Source organism: Streptomyces sp. 351MFTsu5.1, assembly GCF_000383655.1.
Taxonomy (GTDB): Bacteria; Actinomycetota; Actinomycetes; order Streptomycetales; family Streptomycetaceae; genus Streptomyces; species Streptomyces griseorubiginosus.
Genome location: NZ_KB911792.1, coordinates 179,607 through 202,112, shown reverse-complemented (window position 1 = coordinate 202,112; position 22,506 = coordinate 179,607). Strand labels below are relative to the sequence as shown.

19 protein-coding genes and 2 pseudogenes are annotated in these 22,506 nt (G+C 67.9%); 13 read left to right on the top strand and 8 right to left on the bottom strand.

What is annotated here, in order from left to right; genetic code table 11:
* Window positions 1–573 precede the first annotated feature (573 nt).
* The 4 genes from H295_RS0133120 to H295_RS47300 all read left to right on the top strand — a co-directional run bounded on the left by H295_RS0133120 (window position 574) and on the right by H295_RS47300 (window position 7,046).
* On the top strand, window positions 574–2,982 hold the full coding sequence (locus H295_RS0133120) for a DEAD/DEAH box helicase (RefSeq protein ID WP_020139654.1): 2,409 nt from the start codon (window positions 574–576) through the stop codon (window positions 2,980–2,982).
* 58 nt (window positions 2,983–3,040) lie between these two features.
* Window positions 3,041–5,140: a telomere-associated protein Tap gene (tap, locus tag H295_RS0133115; RefSeq protein WP_020139653.1), complete on the top strand. Its 2,100-nt coding sequence runs from the start codon at window positions 3,041–3,043 to the stop codon at window positions 5,138–5,140.
* Between the two features lie 5 nt (window positions 5,141–5,145).
* Window positions 5,146–5,706, top strand: coding sequence for a telomere-protecting terminal protein Tpg (gene tpg, locus H295_RS0133110; protein ID WP_020139652.1), 561 nt, complete (start codon window positions 5,146–5,148; stop codon window positions 5,704–5,706).
* Between the two features lie 674 nt (window positions 5,707–6,380).
* Entirely contained in the window at window positions 6,381–7,046 is a 666-nt protein-coding gene (locus tag H295_RS47300) for a hypothetical protein (protein WP_158691088.1), read from the top strand.
* 534 nt (window positions 7,047–7,580) lie between these two features.
* Here H295_RS47300 and H295_RS47620 read toward each other — a convergent pair.
* Complete coding sequence (locus H295_RS47620) at window positions 7,581–7,730, bottom strand: hypothetical protein (RefSeq protein ID WP_199788643.1); 150 nt, start codon at window positions 7,728–7,730, stop codon at window positions 7,581–7,583.
* A 362-nt stretch (window positions 7,731–8,092) separates the two neighbouring features.
* Between H295_RS47620 and H295_RS48140 the strand changes: the two genes are divergently transcribed.
* Both H295_RS48140 and H295_RS0133090 read left to right on the top strand, forming a co-directional pair.
* Complete coding sequence (locus H295_RS48140; RefSeq protein WP_234021726.1) at window positions 8,093–8,359, top strand: hypothetical protein; 267 nt, start codon at window positions 8,093–8,095, stop codon at window positions 8,357–8,359.
* Between the two features lie 165 nt (window positions 8,360–8,524).
* Complete coding sequence (locus H295_RS0133090) at window positions 8,525–9,166, top strand: nucleotidyltransferase domain-containing protein (RefSeq protein ID WP_020139647.1); 642 nt, start codon at window positions 8,525–8,527, stop codon at window positions 9,164–9,166.
* 296 nt (window positions 9,167–9,462) lie between these two features.
* On the opposite strand, the gene H295_RS0133085 is transcribed toward H295_RS0133090, so the two are convergent.
* From H295_RS0133085 to H295_RS44840, 3 genes are all read right to left on the bottom strand, one after another.
* Entirely contained in the window at window positions 9,463–9,954 is a 492-nt protein-coding gene (locus H295_RS0133085; RefSeq protein ID WP_020139646.1) for a hypothetical protein, read from the bottom strand.
* Window positions 9,955–10,120: 166 nt separating this feature from the next.
* Entirely contained in the window at window positions 10,121–11,122 is a 1,002-nt protein-coding gene (locus H295_RS0133080; protein ID WP_020139645.1) for an ArsR/SmtB family transcription factor, read from the bottom strand.
* Between the two features lie 972 nt (window positions 11,123–12,094).
* Window positions 12,095–12,481: a peptidoglycan-binding domain-containing protein gene (locus tag H295_RS44840; RefSeq protein ID WP_020139644.1), complete on the bottom strand. Its 387-nt coding sequence runs from the start codon at window positions 12,479–12,481 to the stop codon at window positions 12,095–12,097.
* A gap of 304 nt (window positions 12,482–12,785) precedes the next feature.
* On the opposite strand from H295_RS44840, the gene H295_RS0133070 reads away from it, so the two are divergent.
* Complete coding sequence (locus H295_RS0133070) at window positions 12,786–13,061, top strand: DUF3253 domain-containing protein (RefSeq protein ID WP_020139643.1); 276 nt, start codon at window positions 12,786–12,788, stop codon at window positions 13,059–13,061.
* Window positions 13,062–13,400: 339 nt separating this feature from the next.
* On the opposite strand, the gene H295_RS0133065 is transcribed toward H295_RS0133070, so the two are convergent.
* Window positions 13,401–14,069 (bottom strand): lipoprotein, encoded by a 669-nt coding sequence (locus tag H295_RS0133065; RefSeq protein ID WP_043218317.1) that lies wholly within the window; start codon window positions 14,067–14,069, stop codon window positions 13,401–13,403.
* Window positions 14,070–14,529: 460 nt separating this feature from the next.
* Between H295_RS0133065 and H295_RS47295 the strand changes: the two genes are divergently transcribed.
* The gene (locus H295_RS47295; RefSeq protein WP_020139641.1) at window positions 14,530–14,742 is read left to right on the top strand and encodes a hypothetical protein; all 213 of its coding nucleotides are present in this window, start codon (window positions 14,530–14,532) and stop codon (window positions 14,740–14,742) included.
* Window positions 14,743–15,247: 505 nt separating this feature from the next.
* On the opposite strand, the gene H295_RS44835 is transcribed toward H295_RS47295, so the two are convergent.
* Window positions 15,248–15,634 (bottom strand): peptidase inhibitor family I36 protein, encoded by a 387-nt coding sequence (locus H295_RS44835; RefSeq protein ID WP_158691087.1) that lies wholly within the window; start codon window positions 15,632–15,634, stop codon window positions 15,248–15,250.
* A gap of 175 nt (window positions 15,635–15,809) precedes the next feature.
* On the opposite strand from H295_RS44835, the gene H295_RS0133055 reads away from it, so the two are divergent.
* Window positions 15,810–16,700, top strand: coding sequence for an AraC family transcriptional regulator (locus H295_RS0133055; protein ID WP_020139639.1), 891 nt, complete (start codon window positions 15,810–15,812; stop codon window positions 16,698–16,700).
* 389 nt (window positions 16,701–17,089) lie between these two features.
* Here the strand turns inward: H295_RS0133055 and H295_RS45915 are convergent.
* Window positions 17,090–17,442 (bottom strand): annotated as a pseudogene (locus H295_RS45915) (DUF664 domain-containing protein); the annotation flags it as partial.
* 313 nt (window positions 17,443–17,755) lie between these two features.
* On the opposite strand from H295_RS45915, the gene H295_RS0133045 reads away from it, so the two are divergent.
* From H295_RS0133045 to H295_RS0133035, 3 genes are read left to right on the top strand one after another with little or no spacing between them, the layout of a single operon-like run.
* Window positions 17,756–19,129 (top strand): chitinase, encoded by a 1,374-nt coding sequence (locus tag H295_RS0133045; RefSeq protein ID WP_020139637.1) that lies wholly within the window; start codon window positions 17,756–17,758, stop codon window positions 19,127–19,129.
* A gap of 42 nt (window positions 19,130–19,171) precedes the next feature.
* The gene (locus H295_RS0133040; protein WP_020139636.1) at window positions 19,172–20,470 is read left to right on the top strand and encodes a ThuA domain-containing protein; all 1,299 of its coding nucleotides are present in this window, start codon (window positions 19,172–19,174) and stop codon (window positions 20,468–20,470) included.
* Window positions 20,471–20,507: 37 nt separating this feature from the next.
* On the top strand, window positions 20,508–21,263 hold the full coding sequence (locus tag H295_RS0133035; protein ID WP_020139635.1) for an NPP1 family protein: 756 nt from the start codon (window positions 20,508–20,510) through the stop codon (window positions 21,261–21,263).
* Window positions 21,264–21,706: 443 nt separating this feature from the next.
* Here the strand turns inward: H295_RS0133035 and H295_RS45910 are convergent.
* Window positions 21,707–21,858: pseudogene (locus tag H295_RS45910) on the bottom strand (short-chain dehydrogenase/reductase); the annotation flags it as partial.
* A gap of 199 nt (window positions 21,859–22,057) precedes the next feature.
* On the opposite strand from H295_RS45910, the gene H295_RS0133025 reads away from it, so the two are divergent.
* A complete protein-coding gene (locus H295_RS0133025; protein ID WP_020139633.1) occupies window positions 22,058–22,483 on the top strand; it encodes a hypothetical protein in 426 nt (141 codons plus the stop codon).
* Window positions 22,484–22,506 lie beyond the last annotated feature (23 nt).

Sequence of the window (22,506 nt, the reverse complement as noted above, 5' to 3'; positions counted from 1 at the left end):
CCCGCGGAGCGGGATATGCAGCGCTGGCGCGCTGCATAGAGAACGGCTCCGCTGACGCTCCGCCAGATTTCCGCGCAAGCGCGGAAATCGAATTCCGCAAGCGGAATTCTGAGTGCGTGTTAATTCGCGCAAGCGCGAATTAAGGAAATCCCGCAAGCGGGATTTCTGAGGCTGGCAGCAAGGCGTGTGCATCACGCGCAGGACTGTGTAGGGCTTGGGATTCCCAGCTATCACCCTAGTAACGGGTGTGACGGACCGTCGGCTTGGACGGGGTGCCGACCTCGTTGTAGTGACGGGTTCCGCTGCGCTCCACCCTGAACCCCTTCCCCACTGTCTACCCGTCCCGGCATGTTCGCGTATCGCCCTGTCAGCATAGAGGGCAGCCGACTGTTCGTGGGTGAGATTGAGTCACTGTGCCACCCGCGGGTGTGAAGTTGGCAGACGGTTGATGCATCATGAGTTCTGGGTGTGTAGAGTCTGGGATCAGATGCTACACCCCTACCACCGCGCACCTGCGCCTGAATTATATTTACTATTACGCGCCGCATTCCGCGAAAAAGGAGAACATGGGGCATGGCCGTGAAGCTGCGTGATCACCAGATCGAGGCCGTTTCCGCCATTGTGCGGGGCCTTGATGTTCCGTCAGGCGGTATTCCCTGGAATGGTCTTCGTGGGCAGGTGCACGCCGCGTGTGGGACGGGGAAGACCGTCATGGCTGCCGCGTCGGCGAAGCGGCTTGTGCCCCGGGGGCGTGTGCTCGTGCTGGTGCCGACGCTGGATCTGCTGGCGCAGACCGTGAGGGCCTGGCACGAGGCCGGCCACAAGGGGCCGGCGGTTGCGGTGTGTTCGCTCCAGGACGATCCGGAGCTGTGGTCGTTGAAGGTGCGCTCCACGACGAATCCGATCCAGTTGGCGCTGTGGCACGGGCAGGGGCCGGTGACCATCTACGCGACGTACGCGTCTTTGGGTGTTCTGGCGGAGGCGTTCGAGGGTGTCTACGGTCAGAAGCTTGATCGAGTAGACCTCGCGGTGGTTGATGAGGCCCACAGGACAAGTGGCTCGATGGGTAAGGCGTGGGCCGACATCCACGATCAGAGCGTCATCCAGGCCTCCCGGCGGCTGTACCTGACGGCCACACCGCGGATCTGGGAGGAGCGGCTCAGCCGCGAGGTCGCCGAGGGAGTCCGTGACCCGCTGCCGCGGGAGATGGCGGCTTCCATGGATGATGAGAAGGTCTTCGGGCCCGTCCTGTACAAGCTCTCGCTCGCATCAGCCGTCTCCCGGGGCCTGTTGGCGCGGTACCAGATCATCGTCCTGGAGGTGAAGGACCCGGTCGTCACGCCCGAGCGGCTGATGGGCGAGGAGCGGCACACGGAAGAGGTCCGCGGTCAGCGCCTCGGGGCGCTCCAGGCCGCGTTGCTGCACACCATGGCTGAGCACGATCTGTCGACGTGCATCACTTTCCACCACCGCACCATCGAGGCTCAGGCGTACGCGGAAGGGCTGGAGCGGGTGGCGGCGAAGCTGCACGCGGATCAGCCCGAGACGTACCCGAAGCGGATCTGGGCCGACTGGCTGTGCGGCGAGCACGTCCCCGAACGCCGGCGAGAGGTTCTTGGTTCGTTCGGGTCCACGGCGCAGCGGGCGGTGCTCTCGAACTGCCGTGTTCTGGGCGAGGGTGTCGATATTCGAAGCGTGGATTCAGTTGCCCTATTGGATCCCAAGGGCGCGCCGCACGACATCGTCCAGGCCATCGGCCGCGCACTCCGCCAGAAGCCCGGAGAAGGCAAACTCGCCTCCCTGATCGTGCCCGTCTTCCTCCAGCCTGGAGAGCAGCCCGAGGACATGTTCACCTCTGGATCGTATCGGCCCCTGGTGAAAGTCCTGGAAGGACTGCGGGCTCACGATGAAGAGGTTGTCGAGCTGCTGGCGATTCCTCAGGAGCCGCAGAAGGACGTCGCGCAACCGTCTGTGAACATCGGCTCTGCGCCCGGGGAAGGCGAGGAAGAATCACGGCTGCTGCTCCGTTTTGCCGCCCCCAGGGATCCGGTGATGGTCGCGGACTGGGTGTCCTTCAACGTGATCGATACCGAGCGCCAGGACTGGGCCCGCGGCTGGGCCAAGCTGAAGACGTACGTCGAGCGGGTCGGGAACGCCCGCGTGCCCTACGGACACCGCGAGGGCGCGACACCGCTCGGGCAATGGGTGGCAGAGCAGCGGCGGGCCTTCTTGGCTGGGGAGATGAGCGGGCTGCGTGCCCGCCGGCTGGAGCAGCTAGGCATGGTGTGGTCCCTGGCCGACGAACGCTTCCAGGAGAACCTGGAAGCCGCCAAGGCGTACTACGACCAGCACTGGACCCTCTGCGCTCCCAGGTCAGCGGCGATGCTGGACAGGCCGTTGGGGATGTGGCTCGCGAATTTGAGGCGGCCCGGTGCGTTGGACGGGCACCCGGAGTGGAAGACCGCGCTGGAAGCCGTGGACAAGGACTGGAACCCGGACTGGCCGGCGGACTGGCAACGGCACTACGCCGCCCTGCGCGAGCTCATGGCCGACGAACACGGACAGGCTGGTGAGACCGAGGTACTGCCCGGGCTCACCGTCCACGGCATGGACATCGGGAAATGGCTCGCCCGGCAACGGAAGCCGGAGGTCTGGCAGGCCCTTCACGACGGGCAGCGCGAGCGCCTGGAACAGCTCGGCATCACGCCGCCAGCCCCGGAGCCGGAGGCACCCGCGGAAGCGTCCACGGCGCCCGTGAGCGCCTTCGAGAAGGGCGTTGCGGCCCTGGCTCAGTACAAGGGCCGGGAAGGGCACCTGGCAGTGCCTAGGGGGCACGTAGAGGTGGTCGAGATCGACGGCCAGGAGCACGCCGTCAAGCTCGGAGTGTGGGTCATGAACCAGAAAACCCGGCGCGCCAAGCTGAGTGCCGACAAGCTCCAGGTACTCGCCACGCTGGGGCTGGGGTGGGCTGGTCAGGGTTAAGGGATGGGCTAAGTTTGCGGTTAAGACGTTTCGGGTCTCGACGTGAAGGTGCAGGGTCATGGCGTCTGAGGAAGAGCTGTTCGCGTCCGTCGACGCTCTGCTGAACGAGGAGCCGCATCTGCCGCCTCCGGCGGAGCGGGCTCGGCTGCGTGAGGCTGCCGGCATCACCCAGGCCCGCCTGGCCAGCGCGTTGAAGACCACGACCCAGTCGGTGAAGAACTGGGAGAACGGCCGCAGCGAGCCGAAGTCGCCGCGCCTTGATGCCTACCAGCGGCTGCTGAACGGGTGGGCGGCAAAGTATCCGGCCCCCGGTGCCGTGTCGGCTGCCGCGACAGTGCCGGCAGCGCCTGCCGCCCCGGCCGCGTCCGAGGCGGCGAGGGCAGACGCCCCGCAGCCTGTCGACGTTCCAAATACGGGGCTGGCGCGCCCCGCCGCCCGGTCCGGCGCGACGTCGCGGCGCCCGGCCCCTCAGAAGGCTGCGAGGCCTGCAGCCGATCCGCGGTTCCCGCACGGTCCGCTCGCGGTGCTGGACGGGGACGGCTGCGCGCACGGCGTCGACGGGATCGTGCTCGACTGCCCGGCGACCACGGTGGTGGAACTGGTGGAGTGGGCGCTGCGCGCCTCCGGCCTGGGTGCGCCGCGTCTGCACCGCAACGGCAAGGACAGCGACCCGCTGATCGTGCTCACCGCAGCGGCCGCCGTGAAGCTCGGCCTGCCCGAGCGCCTGGAAGGCCACGAACAGCGCCGCTCCCTGCGCCTGCCGGAGGACCACCCGGTGGTCAAGCAGGTGGTGAAGGCGAAGTGGCGGCTCACTCAGCGCGGGTTCGGTCCGTGGGCAAGGATCTACCGCAAGGTCCAGGGGCACGAACGGCAGTGCGTGCAACTCGCCATCCTGTCGTGGGACGCCCTCGATGAGCGGTCCTGGCTCGGCGTCTCCGAGATGGAACCTGCTGATGTCGCCCGCGTCCTCGGCACCTACGCCCAGCGGGTCATCACGCCGCGCGGCTCCACGGCCGTGTCCGGGCTGGAGCTGATGACGGCGCTGCGACCGCCCACGCGTGCGGTGCGCGACGAAGCGAGCGGGAACTGGGTGCCCGGCCACAACCCCGGCAGCCTCGGGACCGAGCCGATGGATCCGGCGCCGCCGGAGGCTACACCGGAGCACCCCGTCGTCGTGGACAGCGGCTGGACGGGCGGGTTCCTGAATGAGGAGGCGTACCAGTGGGTGCGCGACGTCAGCCTGCTGAGCGATGAGGAGTGCACGCTGCCCTACGTGGTCGGGCTGGACCTCAACACCGCCTTTCTTGCCGCGGCGGCCCGCCTGGTCGTCGGTCTGTCCGCCCCGGACCACTTCCGCGCCCCGGCGTTCAACCCGAAGATCCCCGGCTCCTGGCTGGTCGACCTCTCCCACGTCGAGGTGGACCCGCGTCTGCCCTCGCCCTTCACGCCGGACGGCGTCCGGCCGGCAGGTCCTGCCTGGTACCAGACGCACACCGTCGCCTATGCCCAGGAGCTCGGCTACAACGTCGCCCCGATCGAGGCGTACCTGCGCCGGGAGACCGGCGCCTACCTGGACCCGTGGCACGACCGGCTCAAGACCGCCTACGTCGATACCCTCGCCGACCTCGGCGTCACCAAGGACCTGTCGGACGCGGAGTTCCTGGCGGCGATGGAGCAGCACAAGGACGTCGACCCGGCGATGGCGGCCGTCCTGGCCGCGATCAAGGCGACCGTGAAGGGCGGCATCGGCAAACTGCGGGAGCGTCCGCAGGGCAGGAAGTACAAGGAGGGCGAGCGGTGGCCGGCCCTCCAGCGTCCTACCTGGCGCCCCGACGTCCGCGCTGCTGTCATCTCCAAAGCGCGCGTCAACATGCACCGCAAGCTGCGCAACATGGCGGCGATGACGGGCCTGTACCCCCTCGCCGTGCTCTCCGACTGCGTCGTCTACCCCTCACCGGGCGACTCGCCGCTGGACTTCCTGCCCTATGCGGCCTCCGGCAAGCCCCAGCCCGGTGGTTTCCGTCTCGGGCCGACCCCCGGCCTGGCCAAACTCGAGGGTGTGCAGTCGATGCTGTGGGCGGTCGACCTCATGGAACAGGGCTACAACCCCGCCCGGCACATCAAGGGCGGCGACGCCGTCCTCGACGAAGGAGAGTAAGCGCTGTGGCCGGAGAGATCGACGACGCCATCGAACGCGCCGATCAGGAGAGCTTCACCCGCCAGCCGCCCAAGACACTCCAGGCACGCATCAACTTCCTGATGAAGCAGCTCAAGACGACCAAAGCCGTCGCCCAGGAGATCGGTGTCAGCCAGCGGTCGGTGGAGCGCTACCGCACAGGCGAACGCAAGCACCCGCCCAAGGCCATCGCCGAACGGATCGACGCCGCCGTACGGGCCCGCTGGCAGCCACAGGTCCGCAAACGCCGCCAGAAACAGGCCGCGACCACCGGCGGGATCACCGTAGAAACCCGCGCCCGCTTCGGATACACCGCACCCATCGGCACCACCGACGACGGACGCTTCCGCCGCCTCACCGTCCACCTCCCCCCGCACTACGCACAACGCCTCTTCAACGCCCGCAACACAGGCGCCGGCGACCAGGAGATGCGCCAGATCATCGCCGACGGCCTCAAAGACATCTACTTCCAAGACAGCGGAAACCGCGCCCAAGGGCTCTCCGACGTCACCCTCAACGACATCGACTACCTCGACCTCGACTACTAACCTCACGGGACTCCGGGCCAGGGTCAGTGGCTGAGTCCGCCGACCGCTGCGCGGGCTCGGCCGGTCTCGAACCGGTCCAACGTCTTCAGAGGCGTGCCAGGACTCGCTGCAAATCGTCTCGGTCGAATGCGTGGCCAGAGACCAACAGAGTTCGGGTGTAGGCGTCCAGAGCAGAGATAAGGTTTTGCGAGAATCCCGCTACTGCGGGTAGATCCCAGGCACCGGTGAGCAGGTCGTCGAGGCGGCTAGGGTCCGCTGGCAGGTGGATGTAGATCTCCCACGGCGGGACACCCTTGAGTCTGGCCCGCTCGGAGCGCGGGAACATCCGGTTTCCCACTCGCTCCAGAGCCCGCAGCACCGCCAATTCAGGTGCAGCTGTCATGTCTAGTGCTGTCGCCATCGCTCGGGTCCATTCGTTCGAGTAACGCCTCAGCAGCGCTCGCCCGGGAGCACTGCCAACCTGACGTTAGGCGGGAGCCGAAGCGGACAGTCGGGTCGCACCGAATTTTGACTCGATTGAGTGGGGGCCACTGCTCTCGCCTTCGCCGTACCCGTCCCCGCCTCGCCCGCGTGGCGGATGGGCGATTGGGCCGATCACCCAGATGGAGGCTGGTCTGCGGTAACGCGTGTCGTGGGTGTTCGGGACGTGCGCTCAGCACCGACTGTCAGCACAGGTGGACATCATGGTCAGCATGGAGTTGAGTGCGAAGCTGCCGCGGCAGCGTGGTGATCGCCTGGTCCTGTATGCAGAGACGGCAGAAGAGCAGCGCTCCGGCGCCGAATGCGACCTCAAGATTCGGGACTCAGGTCGTGCACGACGGAGCGTGAGTGGTTGGTGGGATGACTGGCTGCCATTCGAGGGGGGACTCCCCGACCTTGCAGAGGCCACCTTCGTCAGCGGGCAGCAGCTGGTCAGGGCTCTTGAGGCTCGTTATCCGAGCGTGAAAGTAACTTTGCGTTTCGGGCCACGTGCGGCTTGGTGCTCGGCGAAAGAGCGACGGCAGGGCTCGTGGGCTGAGATGAAGATGAAGCGGCCTCCGCTCCATCCGGATACGGAACGGCTGATCCACGCCCTGAGCCCGGAGTGCATGATCTGTGGAACGACCGCACGGAAGCTGGAGATCGCTCACATCCTGGACTGGCCGACCATCCGCAGCCTGATCGAGACGCACCCCCTGTTCAGCAAGGACGATCACGACCTGCGGCGGGCCGCATTGATGTTCCACGACCCTTGGAACATGGGAGTGCTGTGCCGCGACAAGCGCCGCCGCTCTGGCTGTCATGACCAGCAGGAGGACTCCAGGATCACAACAGAGCAGGTACGGCGAGCGAGGGTCTAATTGGATCGTCAGCCTGGCGCCGAACGCTTCTATGGGCGCTATCTCGATCAGAGCCTTGTCGAAGAACGCAGACGGTTTGGCCTCGACATGAACGTGATGGCCAGGGTGCTAGCGCTCTTGTCGGAGGCCGCGAAGGGCAGGGACCCCGATCTCTATGTCCTCAAGCACGGTGAAGTGAGGGTGAACCGGGCACTTGGTGCCATGTGGTTGGGGGAGCATGACTGTCCGGACCACGGCCCCGGCGATGGTGATCGCTAGGGGGCATTGACAGCCGGCAGCCAATTGCCGGAGAGGCACCCGTGGTCGCCCGGATCTTGATCGAGACGGTGGGCACCCGGATGTTCCCTCCACAGGGCCTCCGTTGGGCCCTGGCGCACTGCGGACACACCGCGCTCTCTGCAATCCACTGATCATTCATGCGCGCATGCTGACGGCTCGATCCGCTTACGTCCTGCGCAGCGACGGTGCGCCGTCGCGACCGCGCCGTCACTCTCCGGTGAACGGACGCTGCCCACGCTGTCCAGGAGCCGCACCTCACGTGAGGAGGGGGGTGAGGGCGGCACGGGTCAGGGCTCTGGGCCAGGTGCTGCCCTTGAGGCGAGCCAACGTGGCGGCACCGGCGGCGGCCATCAGCGCAAAAACGGTGACGCCAGCGACAGCGAGGAGGACGACGGCGACGGTCACGGCAAGCTCCCTGCACACCGTGGGGTGTTGACAGGGATCAACCTCCCGGAATGCCTGTGCGCCATGGTTCAGCGAGACGAAAATGAACACGGCGCACACACCACCTGGGGGGCCAGCACATGCACGAGGCGGACAACAGCCGAGGCCTGGCACTCCTGAGCTGCGCGGACGGCTGGAAGAGGCACGAGCCCGGGCCAGGCTGAATCAGACAGAGCTCGCGGGGTTAGCCGGGCTGGGCCGAGCGACAGTGGGCAAGGCTCTTGCACTTGATGAGGGCGTTCCGTCGGCGAATACGGTGGCCCGTCTGGCACGCGCGTCGAAGCTGTCGGCGGGGGGAGCTGCTGGAGTTGCGGCGGACCGCGATGGAGGAAGCGGATGGGCACCCGACCGACATGCCGGGTCCGGGGCGTCCGATCGAGCAGTGGGAGCCGCACGAGCTGGAAGTCCACCCTGCCGGTCCGTGCTCCATCGCGGTCGGCGAGCGGGCCCTGCCGGGATACGTGGAGCGCCGGCATGACGAAGTGCTGGCCGCGGCGGTACGGGAGGCGGCTCAAGGCCGCAGCCGGATCGTGGTCCTGGTGGGCAGCTCGTCGACGGGCAAAGGACCATGCGCTGGAAGCCCGCCGTGAACGCCTTCGGCATCCCCTTCGACGGCCGACTCTCAGCGGCCCGTCAGTCATCATCAACTACCCCAGTTACACCGTTCGTTTGACAGTCCCACAGCTCGCAGGACTTGTTCATCGCCTTCATCGACTACGGCCAGGGACCTTCGAGTCCGCTGATAGATTCCTTCGGTGAGCGAGCAACTGCCCAGCGGCGGAATCGAGTTGTCACCCGACGAGATCGAAGCCCTCCCCGCCAGGTGGTCGTCATGCTGGGCTCCGAGGGAGGTCGCGCAGCGGCTGGCCGGGATCAGCACGCCCTGGTACGTAGCCGCGGGCTGGGCGCTGGACTTGTTCCGGGGCATGCAGACGCGCGCTCATGGAGACATCGAGATCGCGGTTCCGGCAGCGCGCTTTCCCGAGGTCCGCCAGCGCTTCCCCGGATACGCCTTCGACGCCGTAGGCAGCGGCCGGATCTGGGAGAACGCCGCACCGGAGGTGCTGGCCGCCGTGCACCAGACCTGGCTCCGCGATCCGGCCACCGGCAACTACCTGCTCGACGTGTTCCGCGAACCACACGACGGCGACACCTGGATCTGCCGCCGCGATGAGAGGATCCGGCTGCCCTACCACCACATCGTCCATCACACCCAGGACGGCATCCCGTATCTGGCGCCCGAACTGGTCCTGCTGTTCAAGGCCAAACACGCCCGCCGAAAGGATCAAACAGACTTCGAGGCGACCGTCCCGCACATGACCTCGGCTCAGCGCGAGACCCTCGCCGAGCTACTCGCCCGCGTACACCCGGGACACCCCTGGATCGAGGGCCTGTAGCCAGCGGTTTACCGGTGTGACCGCCTCATCGGCTGTCGCCGGCTCTCGGGGAAGCCAGCCTGCTGGAGACCTTGCGTGGTCTCCCACAACGGGGCCGGGCAGTTCCAGGAGTTGCTGTCGGATGGCAGCATCGCGGGCAGCTGCGGCCGGGGCTCCGACCTCTTTCACGAGCGCAGACAGACGGTCGGGACGACTGAATCCAGGCGCAAGGTCCGTGGCGGCAAGGAAATTGGGTCTGATCCTGTGCCGCCCCGGCCGTCGTGGACGGCCGGGGCGTACGCGTGTTCACCCGTGGGTCAGCAGTTGCGGATGGACCAGACCGGCGTCCAGTCGTAGCTGTACACGGTGTTGTCCGGCGTGAACCGCTTGAGCACGTTGCCGCTCTGACCGTAGAAGTACGAGGTGACCCCGCCGGTCTGCGAGTCGACGTAATAGCCGCCGCCGTTCCAGTACGACAGCGAGTACCGGGCGCAGTTGTAGAGGAAGAAGACCTTCCAGTCACCCGTCGTGGGGTCCCACACGGCGGTACAGAGGCTGCCGCTGGTGCAGTTGACCGAGCTGCCGCTGGCCACGTGGACGACCCTGCTCGCAGTCGGCGAGGTGGTCGGCGAGTTCGCCGCGGCGGATTTGGGCGTCACCCCGGCCGGTGCCGCAGGCAGCACCAGCACGTGGCCGCCCTTGGCCCCGCCCTGCTGCGGAGCGGCCTGGGCCGGGCCCGCGACGAACAGGGCCGCCAGCGCCACAGCCAGCGCGCCGAGGAGCCCGATGATGGATCGTTTGTCACTCATTCTGCCTTCAACCCCCTGAGAAAAAAGGCGACTTGGACGCCATCAGACTGTGCGCGTCCGCCGTTGCCCCACAACACGTTTAAGCCGTGGCTTCAGGGCCGGCTGTCGCTCTTCCTGCCAGTGATCCGGCACGTGAAGGACAGCTGCCGAATCCTGCCGGGACCTGTTACAGGGACGGCCTGGGACGGGCCTCGAACAGGGCGATCCCGACCTGCGTGATGGTGTGGAGGACGTACCTGCCGTGCCGGACGCTGACCAGCAAGCCGGCCCGGCGCAGCACCGCGGTGTGCTGGCTGACAGCGGCGCCGGAGATGCCGAACCGCGCAGCGAGCTCGCCGGTGGTCCGGCCGGTGACGACATCCTCCAGGATCGCAGCCCGGGTCCGGCCGAGCAGCGCACCCAACTCCGTACCCTGCCGGCTGCCGCTGCCCACCCAGTGCGGGGTGTGCTCGACCGGATAGACCAGCACCGGCGTCCAGTCGGCCGCGGGAAGGGCCAGGGTGACCGGTCTGCGGATGCAGAAGAAAGAGGGCTGCAGCACCACCCCTCGCCCCTGAAGGCGGACTTCGTGGTCGACGGGATAGTCGGCCTCCAGCACCGGCGAACGCCAGCGCAGCACAGGACTGAAGCTCGCCAGCAGCCCGTCGGTGCCGCCCGCCAGGACGGCACGGGCGCGGACGGCCCGGTCGGCGTCGACCTGGGCACTGATCTGCGGCCAGAACGGGGCGATGGCCCGCCGGTGGTAGCCGTGCAGGGCAGCGCCCAGCCGACGCAGGGCCTCGGGTTCGCCGTCGGCGAGCGACCGCGCCAGGTCAGGTAACGGTCGGCGCAGGTGCGGAGAGGCGGCGAGCAGCGCAAGGTCGCGGCGCAGGGCGGTGGGGGACGTGCCGAGCACGCTGTCGAGGCCGGCGGCCAGATCGTGCCCGTTGCCCGCAGCGGGTGTGAGGAAGTCCGGGAAGTAGCCGCGCCCGGGGAGCAGCCCGGCCAGCAGCCGGTCCGCCGGGCCGCCCAGGCAGGGCCGCACCAACTGCCGCCACAGCCCGAACGAAAGGGCGTCGCCGCCCCTGAACAGGCCCTGGAAACTGTTGGCGATCTCCCAGAGGTGGTCCGGCCCGGCGGCAACGCGCACACGCGCGACGTCGTCAGGCGTGAAGTGCACACGCAACATAGGGAGTTCCCTCCAACGGTGATCGGTCATCGGGGGCGGTGGTCCTGGCAATAGCCACGGGATCGCTCCATGAACGTCACCCGTCCCCTGGGATACGGACAAGGGCCTGTTCAGTTGCCTGGACCCGCCGAGCATCGACACACCCGGACGAACGGCGCCCCGATGGTGTGTGCGGCTGCTGCGCCATCTCGTGTCTGCGGGGCGACCTCCCCGGTTTCCTCACCCCGCAGCAAACGGAGCAGGGGCTGGTGACAGGGACCGAGGCGTTACGCGGCGCCCCGCGCGTCCGGCTGCGACGGGAGCTGTCGGCACTGCCGGAGGGCTCCGGCGTGGCTGCGGCCGTTGACGGAAGCCGAGCCGGCAGCGCTAGCACGGCTCGGCTCGGCTCGGCACTTCGTGCGTACCACCATGTGGCAATCGCCCCCTTCTCGCCGCGGGTGCCGTCACTCGACGACGCAAAACGCGCCGCCGGGCCCGCACGGGCTCGGCCAAGGCACCGAAGGGCTGCTGGCCGCGATGCACCCTGCGATGCCGTGGCAGGCAGCAGTGCTTGAGACGGCCCACCCGGCGGCGCGCGAGATACGGCTGGCCGGACGGGAGCCGGCGCTGGTGCCCTCCGCGTCCTGCCGGCGCCGGCCCGTGGCCGTCCCCCGGCCGGGGCTGCCGCCCGTGCTGATGTGTCCGGTCGAGCGGGAACCGAAGTGGTGGACCGGCCCCGACCACGCCCCTCGGGGTCCGAGCGCCGGCGGTGCTGCTGGGACCGACGAGGGCCGCGTGCCCCACGGCCCTCGGAGACAGCGGCACCACCGGTCAACTGGCCCGCCGCACGGGGTCCCAGCACCCACGGCGAGTCTGCACGCCACGACGCCGCGGGCGGCGGGCCCGACCACGTCGACACGTCGGGGCAACAGCCTGGTGCACACCCCGGCCCCGTTGGGATCGGCACGGCTCAGGGCACCCGGCTCGTGACGCCTAGGCCATGTCGCAGGTGCGTAGTGCGGCCCAGGTCCGGGGGCCGACGATACCGTCATAGGGGATGCCGTAGTCGTTCTGGAAGGCACGGACAGCGGCCGCTGTCGCCCCGTCGAAGACACCGCTGACGGGACCCGTGTAGTAGGCGCACTGAGTCAGCAGGCACTGCAGTTCCCTGACCGTGTTGCCGGTGCCGCCGGGGCTTACGGAGGGTGGGATGGGACGGTTGTCGTAGCCGCAGTAAAAGGCGGACGCAGGGACAGGGCCGGAGGCAGCCCCTTCACGAGCCGGCGCAGCCAGGGCCGAGCTGGCCGCCGGTACCGTGCCGCCGGCTATGACGATCGCGGTCAAGGCGGTCGACACCGCGGCATTGCGGATTCGCTTCATGGATTCCCCTCATCGCGGGCTTCGCAGGAGTGCTGTGCCCCCACCCTCACCTCCCCGCACAGCATGGTCCGACAGGCGAAGGCCTGGCCAGGTCCTTGCTTCCTGACCGAAAAACGCAGGTCAGCGCAGCGCAAAGGCCCGTTTGCTGCACAACCGGAAGCTGACCGGGCAGCCGGGCCCCCGACGACCGACGGTCCAGAGCGGGCCGCCCCGGGGGTGCTAGGGCGGCGCCACTTGGCTCCACCCGGGGCGAGGGCGACGCCTCCACCTGCCCTTGCACAGACACTCCGGCACACTGGACCGTATGGAAGAGGCAGACCGACGGCTCGGTCAACGGCTGGAGAAGGCCATCATGAGCCTGCTCGATCGCCGCGCCGACACCGCGTCGATCTGTCCGTCCGACGCGGCGCGCGAGGTCTACGACGGTGAGGACGACGGCTGGCGAGCCCTGATGGAACCGGCCCGCCGCGCGGCATGGCGCCTGGTGGACCACGGCGAGGTCGAGGTGACGCAGGGCGGCCAGGCCGTCGCGGAAACGGAGACGCGCGGGCCCGTCCGTATTCGCCGCGCACGCCGGTAGGACCGGACGGCACCTGCCGGGAGTGATCTTCTCCCGGCCCCCGCGGTATCACCGGTATCCCCCGTCACGTCATCGTGCTCCACCTCTACGGTCGTGAAGCGGGCCGGAGTGTGTCCGGCCCGCCTGAGCGGCGAGCGCCGCGTCCTCACCGTGCTCCGGTCAGCGGTCGAAGGCTTCAGACGTGGGCAAGCCGGACTGACGCATTGCGGACGACGGGACGACTGCCAGCCGTTGAACCGCTGGTCCATCCGGCGGCTTCCTGACCAGCGGTCTGCCATCGGACGGGCGTCACGTCGCGAGCCCCCGCCCGAGCCGGGACAGCCGAGCGCCGGGGCGCTGCTAGGGGGTGAAGACCTCGTCGAGGCGGTCGATGGCGCCGTCGGCACCCAGGTGGTAGGTGAAGACGAGCCCCGAGTTCGGGTGCGCCTCCAGCCAGTCGAGGAACTCCTGAACACCGATGTGCTGGTTCTCGGTGCTCTCCACGATGGGGTTGGTCACGGTGACGTCAGCGGCCTGGTCCATCGGGATGAACGTCTCCTTGCCGACCGTCTCGAACGGCGCGCCGTCGGAGTCGGGCGACCCGCAGCCCCAGTTGCCGTATTTGACGATCAGGCTGAGGGACCCCCCTTCGGGGGTGTAGCGGTAGACCGCGACTTCGTCGGGCGAGATCGGCATCTTGTGGTCACAGCCGTCGTCGTCGGTGCCGCCCGCTGGGGAGGCAGTGGCAACGGGAGACTTGGAAGCGGCCGGAACGGCTCCGGGGGACTTGGCAGCGCTGATCGATCCCGCAGACGCTGTGGCGAGCGGCGCTTTGCTCGCCGCGCTGGTGGCCGTCTCCTTGCCGCCGGTGGCCGCCGCTTTCGTCGGGTTCGTGCCGGCGACCGAACTCGTCGTCGCTTCCTTGCCGTTGCATCCGGTCAGGAGCAACGCACCGGCCATGCAGGCTCCCAGTACGGTCGCCCCGACCGCCATCGGTCTGCGTCGGTTCTTCTTCGACGTGACGTTCATGCTGCGTCCCCCCGTTGTCCGAGTTCTTGGTGTGCCTCGACGGCTCGCCGCAAAGGACGACTTTCGGCCGCCGTCAGTTGCACGTATGCGCCGCTTCTTCACGCATCACCGCTTGTGCAACGGACATCGGCGTATGCCGCTTGTCGTCTTGGCGTCTGGTCTTGGCCAGTTTTCGACTGCTGACCCTAGCGTGACGGCGCGGTCGTGCGTCGCGCACCCGCGGCTTTGATGTCTGATCGCGAGATCCGCCCCTTGCCAGGAGCCGACGGTTCCCTGGGGGCGTCGGTGGTAGTGGTCGTCGACGAGGCGCGGGATCGGATGCCGGACCTTTCGGAAAGCCAGGTACCTGTGGTGTTCCTCCCTGTGATGTTCCTCCCTGTGGACGGGGTCTCTCCGGGGTCGGGGGTGAAGAAGGCTGGAGGTAGGCACACAGGACGTCGATGCAGGTGCCCGACGTCGCATGACGCAAGTTGTCGTCGAGGGCGTCGTCGACAGGTCCGGCCAGGGCGTGGACACCACCAAGCCGGACGGCTGGGGAGTCCGAGCCGAGTTTGTCGACGGCCCGGGAGAAGCGCCCGGCATGAAGCTGGGTGGCATCGGGGTGGGCACCACCCTCATCGACGCGCTGGCCGCGGTAGGCGACGACCGGGAGCGAGAATGTGAGGAGCCGTGACGCAGATGGAATTGCGCCCGCATCAGGTCGAGGCCGTCGAAAACGTGGTCCGCGTTCTCGGGAGCCAACCAGTGGAGCTGTGCCTCTCGAGGGATTGAGAACACAGGTAATCGCAGCCACTGGAACCGGTAAGACCCTCATCGCCGCAGAGCCGGCGCAGCGGCCTGCGGCACGACGTGTCCTCGTTCTGGTGCCGTCATGATCCTCGGCTGCGCAACAGCCGCCTTGCCGCCGAAGACGGCAGCGAGACGAGCGAGTTGGCAAGAACGAGGCCAACCGGCTCGACGTCATGTCGAGCCGGTTTCTGGCTGTCGGTCGCCCGCCCCGTGAGATGAGAGGCTGCGCAGACGAGCAGCCCTGCCATCGGTCGTCACCGAGATCATCCCGACAGGGCCGTTGCGGTGACAACCGTGCCTCGCCTGTCCCCTGGGCTGGGCCTTCTTCAGGTGGGGAAGAGCATCCGATAGCGGGGAGCTCGGTTGTCACCGCCGGCGCAGTCGGCCCCTCAGCAGGGCTTCACCCACCAGACCCATCCCCAGTCGGCGGAGGCGTCCGAGTCGTAGGCACCATCATCCGTCCAGCGCGTCACGTGGTCGCTGCTCCTGAACTGCGCGCGGGTTCCAGGGGTCTGATTGTTGATCCATGAACCCAGACCCGACCACGGAATGTCGTATTCCCTGCAGTTGTACATGAGTATGGGCGTGCCCCCGAAATTCGGTTCGGGGTAGGCACAGAAGTACTGGTACGGGCAGCTGGCCGCCGCTGCCGTACCGGCGCTTTGTGTCGCTGCATCGGCGGTAGCAGCCATGGTGAGGACCGCCGAAAAACCGGAGGCGACCGCCACCGTGCTGCGCACCCATGTCCGACGGCTCCCGCCGCGGTTTTTGGTCATAGTCACACTCTCCTCGAAGAGCACTTGTCGGTTGACTTCACCGAGGACTTGGTCATGTTCACTTGCGCGTACGTGTCTTGGATTTGGGCTTGGCTGACTGAACAGGCCCTAGTTTTGAGTGCCGACCGCCGGGAGTCTTGTACGAAGACGCAATCGCAGCGGGGGAACGCCAACAGTGTCCGAACCGATCGACCAGCCCGGCGAGTACATCGGCCGTCCGTCCACCTCATTGCGCGGCATCGTGATCCGCTATCGAGGGCACCGCATGGGCGGCGCACAACCCACGAAGGTCACCCTGCCCTCGGCAGCCGTCACCCTGCTCCTGGGCTGGGGGCAGCCGCTGACCATCCACAGCGGTCCGGAAAACGAGGGGGCAGCAGGTCCGTGGCCTGCGATGATCGCGGGTCTGCAGACCGCGCCCATGCTGGCGGGCTTCATCGGATCGGCATCTGCCGTCGAGATCGAACTCACGCCGCTCGGCGCCTATCGGCTCCTGAACCTCCCTCTGCACCACCTGGCGAAGACCGTCATCGACCCGGACCTCATCATGGGAGCCGGCTGGGCTTTGAACGCCACCGAACAGCTGGCCGCCACACCGCACTGGCCCCGCCGCTGGCAGATCCTCAACGCCCTGCTCACCCGGCGACTCAGCGACAAAGCGCTGGCCCCCTCACCTGCCGCCGCCCAGGCATGGGCCCTGCTGCGTGAGCGCGATGGCGCCGTGTCCTTACGCGACCTGACCCTGGCCACGGGTCTCGGCCAGCGCCGCGTCCAGGGACTGCTACGGGAGCACATAGGGCTGCCTGCCCAAACACTCTCCCGCATCATCCGCTTCCACCACGCGCTGGCCGTGGCATCGACCGGCCTGAACTCGCTCGCCGACCTGGCCAACCAGGCCGGATACCACGACCAGTCCCACATGAACCGAGACTTCCGGGCCCTTTCCGGCCAGACACCGGGCACGCTGCTCGACATCATGGACCGAGCACCAGCACGAAACAGCACAGGGCACATCCAGTCCTTCAACGACTTCGCCCTCTGCACCCCAGCGAGCCGCCCTGCCTGAGATCTTTTGATCACCGACTCGCAAAGGCGTCCGCCGACGAACGGTTCCTCCGCACAGCCACTCGTGGGAGGGGACCTCCTCGATGGCACCGGTGGCGATCCAGGGTGCGTGGAGCCCGGCCTCGCTGGTTGGTCGGTGAAGGGGATGCACGGATGCCCGGTGCTGCCCGCCGCCGGCTCCCCGAGAACATGGTGCCCGAGGAACTCGGTGCTGCCGGCGTATCGCGTCGGCCGACGACCCGCGAGACGCCTGTCCACCACCAGTTGCCTCCGTCCATCCGCACGCGGCGCCGCGCCGAGCCTGCCGGCCTCCAGCCAGACCCGCAACCTCGTCCTAGTCCCCAGCCTCGAACGCCTCGCGATCGGCGACGGCATCGGCCATCGGGGACGTCAAGCCTTGATTGCTGCAGCCGTTCTGGCGGCCTGGTCGATCCTCGCGTGCTGGGTTGCACGGGCTTCCTCGTCGATCTGCTTCTCGCGTTCGGCGCGCAACCCGGTCCGGCCGTCGAGGCCGTCGCACAGAATGTCGGCATACCCGGCATGCCGGACCGTCTCGGCGAGCACGTGGGTTCCCACCCGCGCCGGTAGAACTCGATGATCTGATCGCGGGTCTCGTCCACAGCCGCCCACTGATCATTACCGTCGGGGTCCTGCCACCGACACAGCGGGTCCGGGGAACGGCGGTCGAAGACCTCGCCGAAGTATCCGGCCTCGACGGTGGCCACGTACTTGACCACGCCGAGGCGGATGGCCTGGCTGGCCGCAGGCTGTCTTCAACACGGTCCATAGCGCACAGCAGCACGCCCAGAATCGGCACCAGCAGCACCGTAACGGGATCCACGCTGCGCGACTGCGCCTACAACTTCTCAACTCACCGCCACCATGACGGACTTGCCCGGCCACACCTCTTGACGGCTTTGGTGTAGACCTTTAGGTTCACCAGCCAGCAGCCCACCACACATACGCCCCCCACTCATATATGTGAACGACCGTGTTCATCTCTCACCGCCCTCAGGCAGGCGGCGTCCACCCCCACCCAGGACGAAAGGCTCCACCATGCAACGCCTCGCTCTGCGCTGCGCTCTGGCCCTCTCCCTCGGCCTCACCACCGTCGGTACGCTCGCAGCCCCCTCCGCCTCGGCCGCCACCGGCACGATCACCGGCCTGGCCGGCAAATGCCTCGACGTGGCCGGCGCGAGCACGGCCGACGGTACGGCCGTGCAGATCTACGACTGCAACGGCACGGCCGCCCAGCAGTGGACGGTCGGCTCCGACGGCACCATCCGGGCGCTCGGCAAGTGCCTTGACGTCACCGGCAGTTCGACGGAAAACGGCGCTCAGCTCCAGCTCTGGACCTGCAGTGGCGGCACCAACCAGAAGTGGACGGTCGGCGCCGCGCGCGACATCGCCAACCCGGCCGCCGACAAGTGCCTGGACGTCACCGGCAACTCCTCCGCCAACGGCACCCGCGCCCAGATCTGGACCTGCACCGGAGCCGCCAACCAGAAGTGGAACGCACCCGCCGCGGATGGCGGCACGACGCCGCCCGCCTCCTCGCCGATGGCCGTGGCACCCTACCTCTACAACGGCTGGGGCAATCCACCCAGCCCTACAACTGTCATGAACGCGACCGGCGTGAAGTGGTTCACCCTGGCGTTCGTCCTGAGCAACGGCTACTGCAACCCCCAGTGGGACGGCGGCCGGGCACTGACGGGTGGAGTCGACCAGCAGACCATCAACACCGTGCGCGCCAACGGCGGTGACGTCGTCCCGTCCTTCGGCGGCTACAGCGGCAACAAGCTGGAGAGTTCCTGCTCCAGCGCCGGCGAGCTGGCGGCGGCGTACCAGAAGGTCATCAGCGCCTACTCGTTGAAGGCGATCGACATCGACCTCGAGGCCGACGCGTACAGCAACGGCACCGTGCAACAGCGGACCGTGGACGCGCTCAAGACCGTCAAGGCCAACAACCCCGGCCTCAAGGTGTACGTCACCATCGGCACCGGCCAGAGCGGCCCCGACGCCGGTCTGATCAACAGGGCCGCGTCCTCCGGGCTGACCGTGGACGCCTGGACGATCATGCCGTTCGACTTCGGCGGCGCGGGCCAGAACATGGGCACCCTCACCCAGCGGGCGGCCGAGGGTCTGAAGAGCGCGCTCAAGAACGCGTACGGCTACAGCGACGACGCGGCCTACCGCCACATGGGCATCTCGTCGATGAACGGCATCACCGACGACCACGAGACCGTCACCACCGCCGACTTCCAGACCATCCTCGGCTACGCGCAGACCCATCACCTGGCGCGGCTGACGTTCTGGTCCGCGAACCGCGACCGACCCTGCCCCGGCGCCTACCCGAACGACGACACCTGCTCGGGCGTGAGCCAGAGCAACTGGCAGTTCACCAGCATCTTCGCCCGGTACACCGGCTGACGTCCGCGCTTCGCAGACTCCACGGAAAGGATCGACCAGAGGATGAGCACCTTCAGATCCGGCCCCACCCGCGTACTCCTGCGGGTCCTGCTCCTGCTGGCCACGCTGCTGGGCCTCGCGGCCGTACCCTCCGCCGCCCAGGCGGGCACCACCGCCACCCCCTTCAAGGTCCTCGCCCTCTACAGCGGCACCTACGACGCGGCGCACATCGACTTCGACAAGGAGGCCAACGTCTGGTTCCCGCAGCAGGCGGCCGCCAACGGCTTCACCTACACCGCCAGCACCAACTGGGACCTGCTCGCCAACGGCGGGGTCAACGCCTACCAGGTCGTCCTGTTCCTGGATGATCTGCCCCAGACCTCCGCCCAACGCTCCGGCTTCGAGACGTACATGAGGGGCGGGGGCGGCTTCATGGGCTTCCACGTCTCGGCGTTCACCACCGACGCGGCAAGCTGGTCCTGGTACCACAACACCTTCCTCGGCACGGGCAACTTCGCGTCCAACACGTGGGGTCCGACCGCGGTGACGCTCAAGGTGGAGGACCGTACCAGCCCGGCGACCGTGAACCTGCCGGCCACGTTCACCTCGTCGGTCAGCGAGTGGTACAGCTGGTCCAGGGACCTGCGGCAGAACCCGGACATCAAGATCCTGGCGTCGATCGACCCGAGCAGCTTCCCGGTCGGCACAGACCCCAACCAGTCCTGGTACAGCGGCTATTACCCGATCCTGTGGACCAACACGAAGTACAAGATGCTCTACGCCAACTTCGGCCACAACGCGATGAACTACACGACCAACACACGGCTGTCGTCGACGTTCGCCAGCGCGACCCAGAACCGGTTCCTGCTGGACGGGCTCAAGTGGCTGGGCGGTGGCGGCACCACGACCCCGCCGACCGGCGACCCGATCTCCGAGACCGCCTGGTACAGCGTGCAGAACGGCGGCAACAGCACCTGCGTGGACGCCCGTTCGGCAGCCACCGCGAACGGGACGGCCATCCAGCAGTACGCCTGCAACGGAACGACAGCGCAGCAGTACCAGTTCCGGAGCACCGACAGCGGATACGTGCGGATCGCCGCCCGCGGAAACCCCGCCCAGGTGATCGATGTGACCGACCGCTCGACGGCGGACAACGCGCCATTGCAGCTCTGGGCCTACTCCGGCGGAACGAACCAGCAGTGGCAGCCGGTACGCGAGCCCAGCGGACGCTACCACTTCGTCGCCCGGCACAGCAGCAAGTGCCTGACGGCCGCCGCAGCGGCGACGAACAGTGTCCAACTCACCCAGCGGACGTGCGACGGTACGGCAGCGCAGGCCTTCCAGCTCGCCGTGCAGTCCTGAGCTCGGCGGCAACCTCTACTGCTGACAGGGAGACATTGTGCGCACGTTGAGACCCCTGGCCACACTACTGGGCGCGCTGGCGCTCGTCGTGGCACTGCCCGCGTCCGCCCACGCGAGCGTCCTGACCCTGCTCCCCCAGAACGCCGACGGTCTGGAGCAGACCTTCTCCCCTGCCTACGACTACGACGGCGACGGCTGCTACGCCACGGCGGCGATCGGCGCCGACGGCACGATCAACCCAGGGCTGAAGCTCGGCGGCGACGTCAACGGGCACTGCCACGACTACGCCCAGCTCGCCAACGCCAACACGTACTCGCGCGAGAAGTGCAACAACGGCTGGTGTGCGGTGATGTACGCCAGCTACTTCGAGAAGGACCAGGCCACCCTGGGCCCCGCGGCCATCGGGCACACCCACGACTGGGAGCACGTGGTCGTGTGGATCAGCGACAACCAGGTGCGGTACGTGTCGGTGTCCCAGCACTCCGGCTACCAGGTGGCCGCGGCCTCGACCATCCGCTTCGACGGCACCCACCCGAAGATCGTGTACCACAAGGACGGTGTCTCCACGCACGACTTCCGCTTCGCCAACGGCAATGACGACCCGCCGGAGAACGCCACCGGCGGCTGGTTCTTCCCGCGACTCGTCGGCTGGAACGGCTATCCGGCCGGCTACCGCGAGAAGCTCCTCGCGGCCGACTTCGGCTCGGCCACGCTGAAGATCGACGATGGGGACTTCCAGTACGCCCTCGACCACTCCAAGCCGTCCGGGATCGCCTTCGACCCGTACGCGTGACGCGAGAAGCGGCACAGGGGCGCCGTGACGCCGCGGGCCCTGGGGGGTGCCGACAGCCGTCCCCCAGGGCCCGCTCAGCCCAGCCCGGCCCGGGCTTGGCGCACAGCGTTTCGGTGTCCAGCCCGGCCGTCGTGCCGACGGGCGCGGCACACGGTCGAACGGCCCGCGTCCGCCCCTGAGTTGTCGGCGCTCGCGTTCGTCAACGGTGGGTTCGTGGTTCTCGCGCACGCACTGGGCCTCCCTAACACCGGCGAGGGACACATCGAGCGGGTCGCCGTGCAGCGCGACCACGGCAAACGCGGGCATCGCCCGCCACCTGCTCCTCAACCACGTTCCGCGCCGCGGACGGGGCGTCGAGTCTGCGTAGCCATGTGAGGTCGTGGTCGTCGAGCAGGCTGACAGCACCCTTTGTCCCGCCGCTGACGTGAAGCTCACTCTGCCCGTTCGCTGTACGGCACGCTGGCCGGCGGGATGGCTATAAAGGACCGGCCCAGTCGGTGTGCATGCCGCCCGGCTCGGTGACGGTGACCTTGATGCAGAGAGGGGCCACCTCCTCGGCCAGGACCTCGGAGAAGCCGCCCACCGCCCACAAGGCACCCACTTTTAAGAGGCCACTGGAAACTTACGGGATCGGAAACAAGAGACCAGCGGCCTCATGTCGACTTGCGAGAGCCCGCGGTGAGGAGGGGCGCGTCGCGCAGCAACCCTGGACGTAACCCTCTTGACAGGTGACGAAACAACATGGGAATGTCGCGTCACCATTCAAGACGGTTACTTTTCGGTGAGGACACCCCATGGCAGTCGTACGCTTCCACCTCGTCTCCCAGCTCGCCCCCAAAAACGTGCTCGGGGTCCTCACCGACTTCGGTCCCTCCCGGGTCCAGGCCTGGCCCTCGATCGATGCCGAGCACTTCGAGGTCCACGATCTCGGTGACACCTGGGCCGAGGTCACCGAAGGGACCGCGGCCGCCTGGGAGCGGGCGCGCTACGACTGGGAGCCCGCAGGCGACACGGTCACCGTCACCACCCTGGACTCCAAGCTCTTCGGTGCCGGCGGCGGCTGGGTGTTCAGGATGACCCCCGAGGGTGACGGCACCCGGGTCGACGTCGAACTGACGCGGGAGCCGAGCACCGTCAAGGGCAGGATGCTCGCCTCGCTCCTGCCCCTGGCCTCCGGATCGCTGCGCAAGTCCCTCGCGGGGCCGCTCCAGGCGAGGTGACGCGTCCACATGTGCGGGAGGGG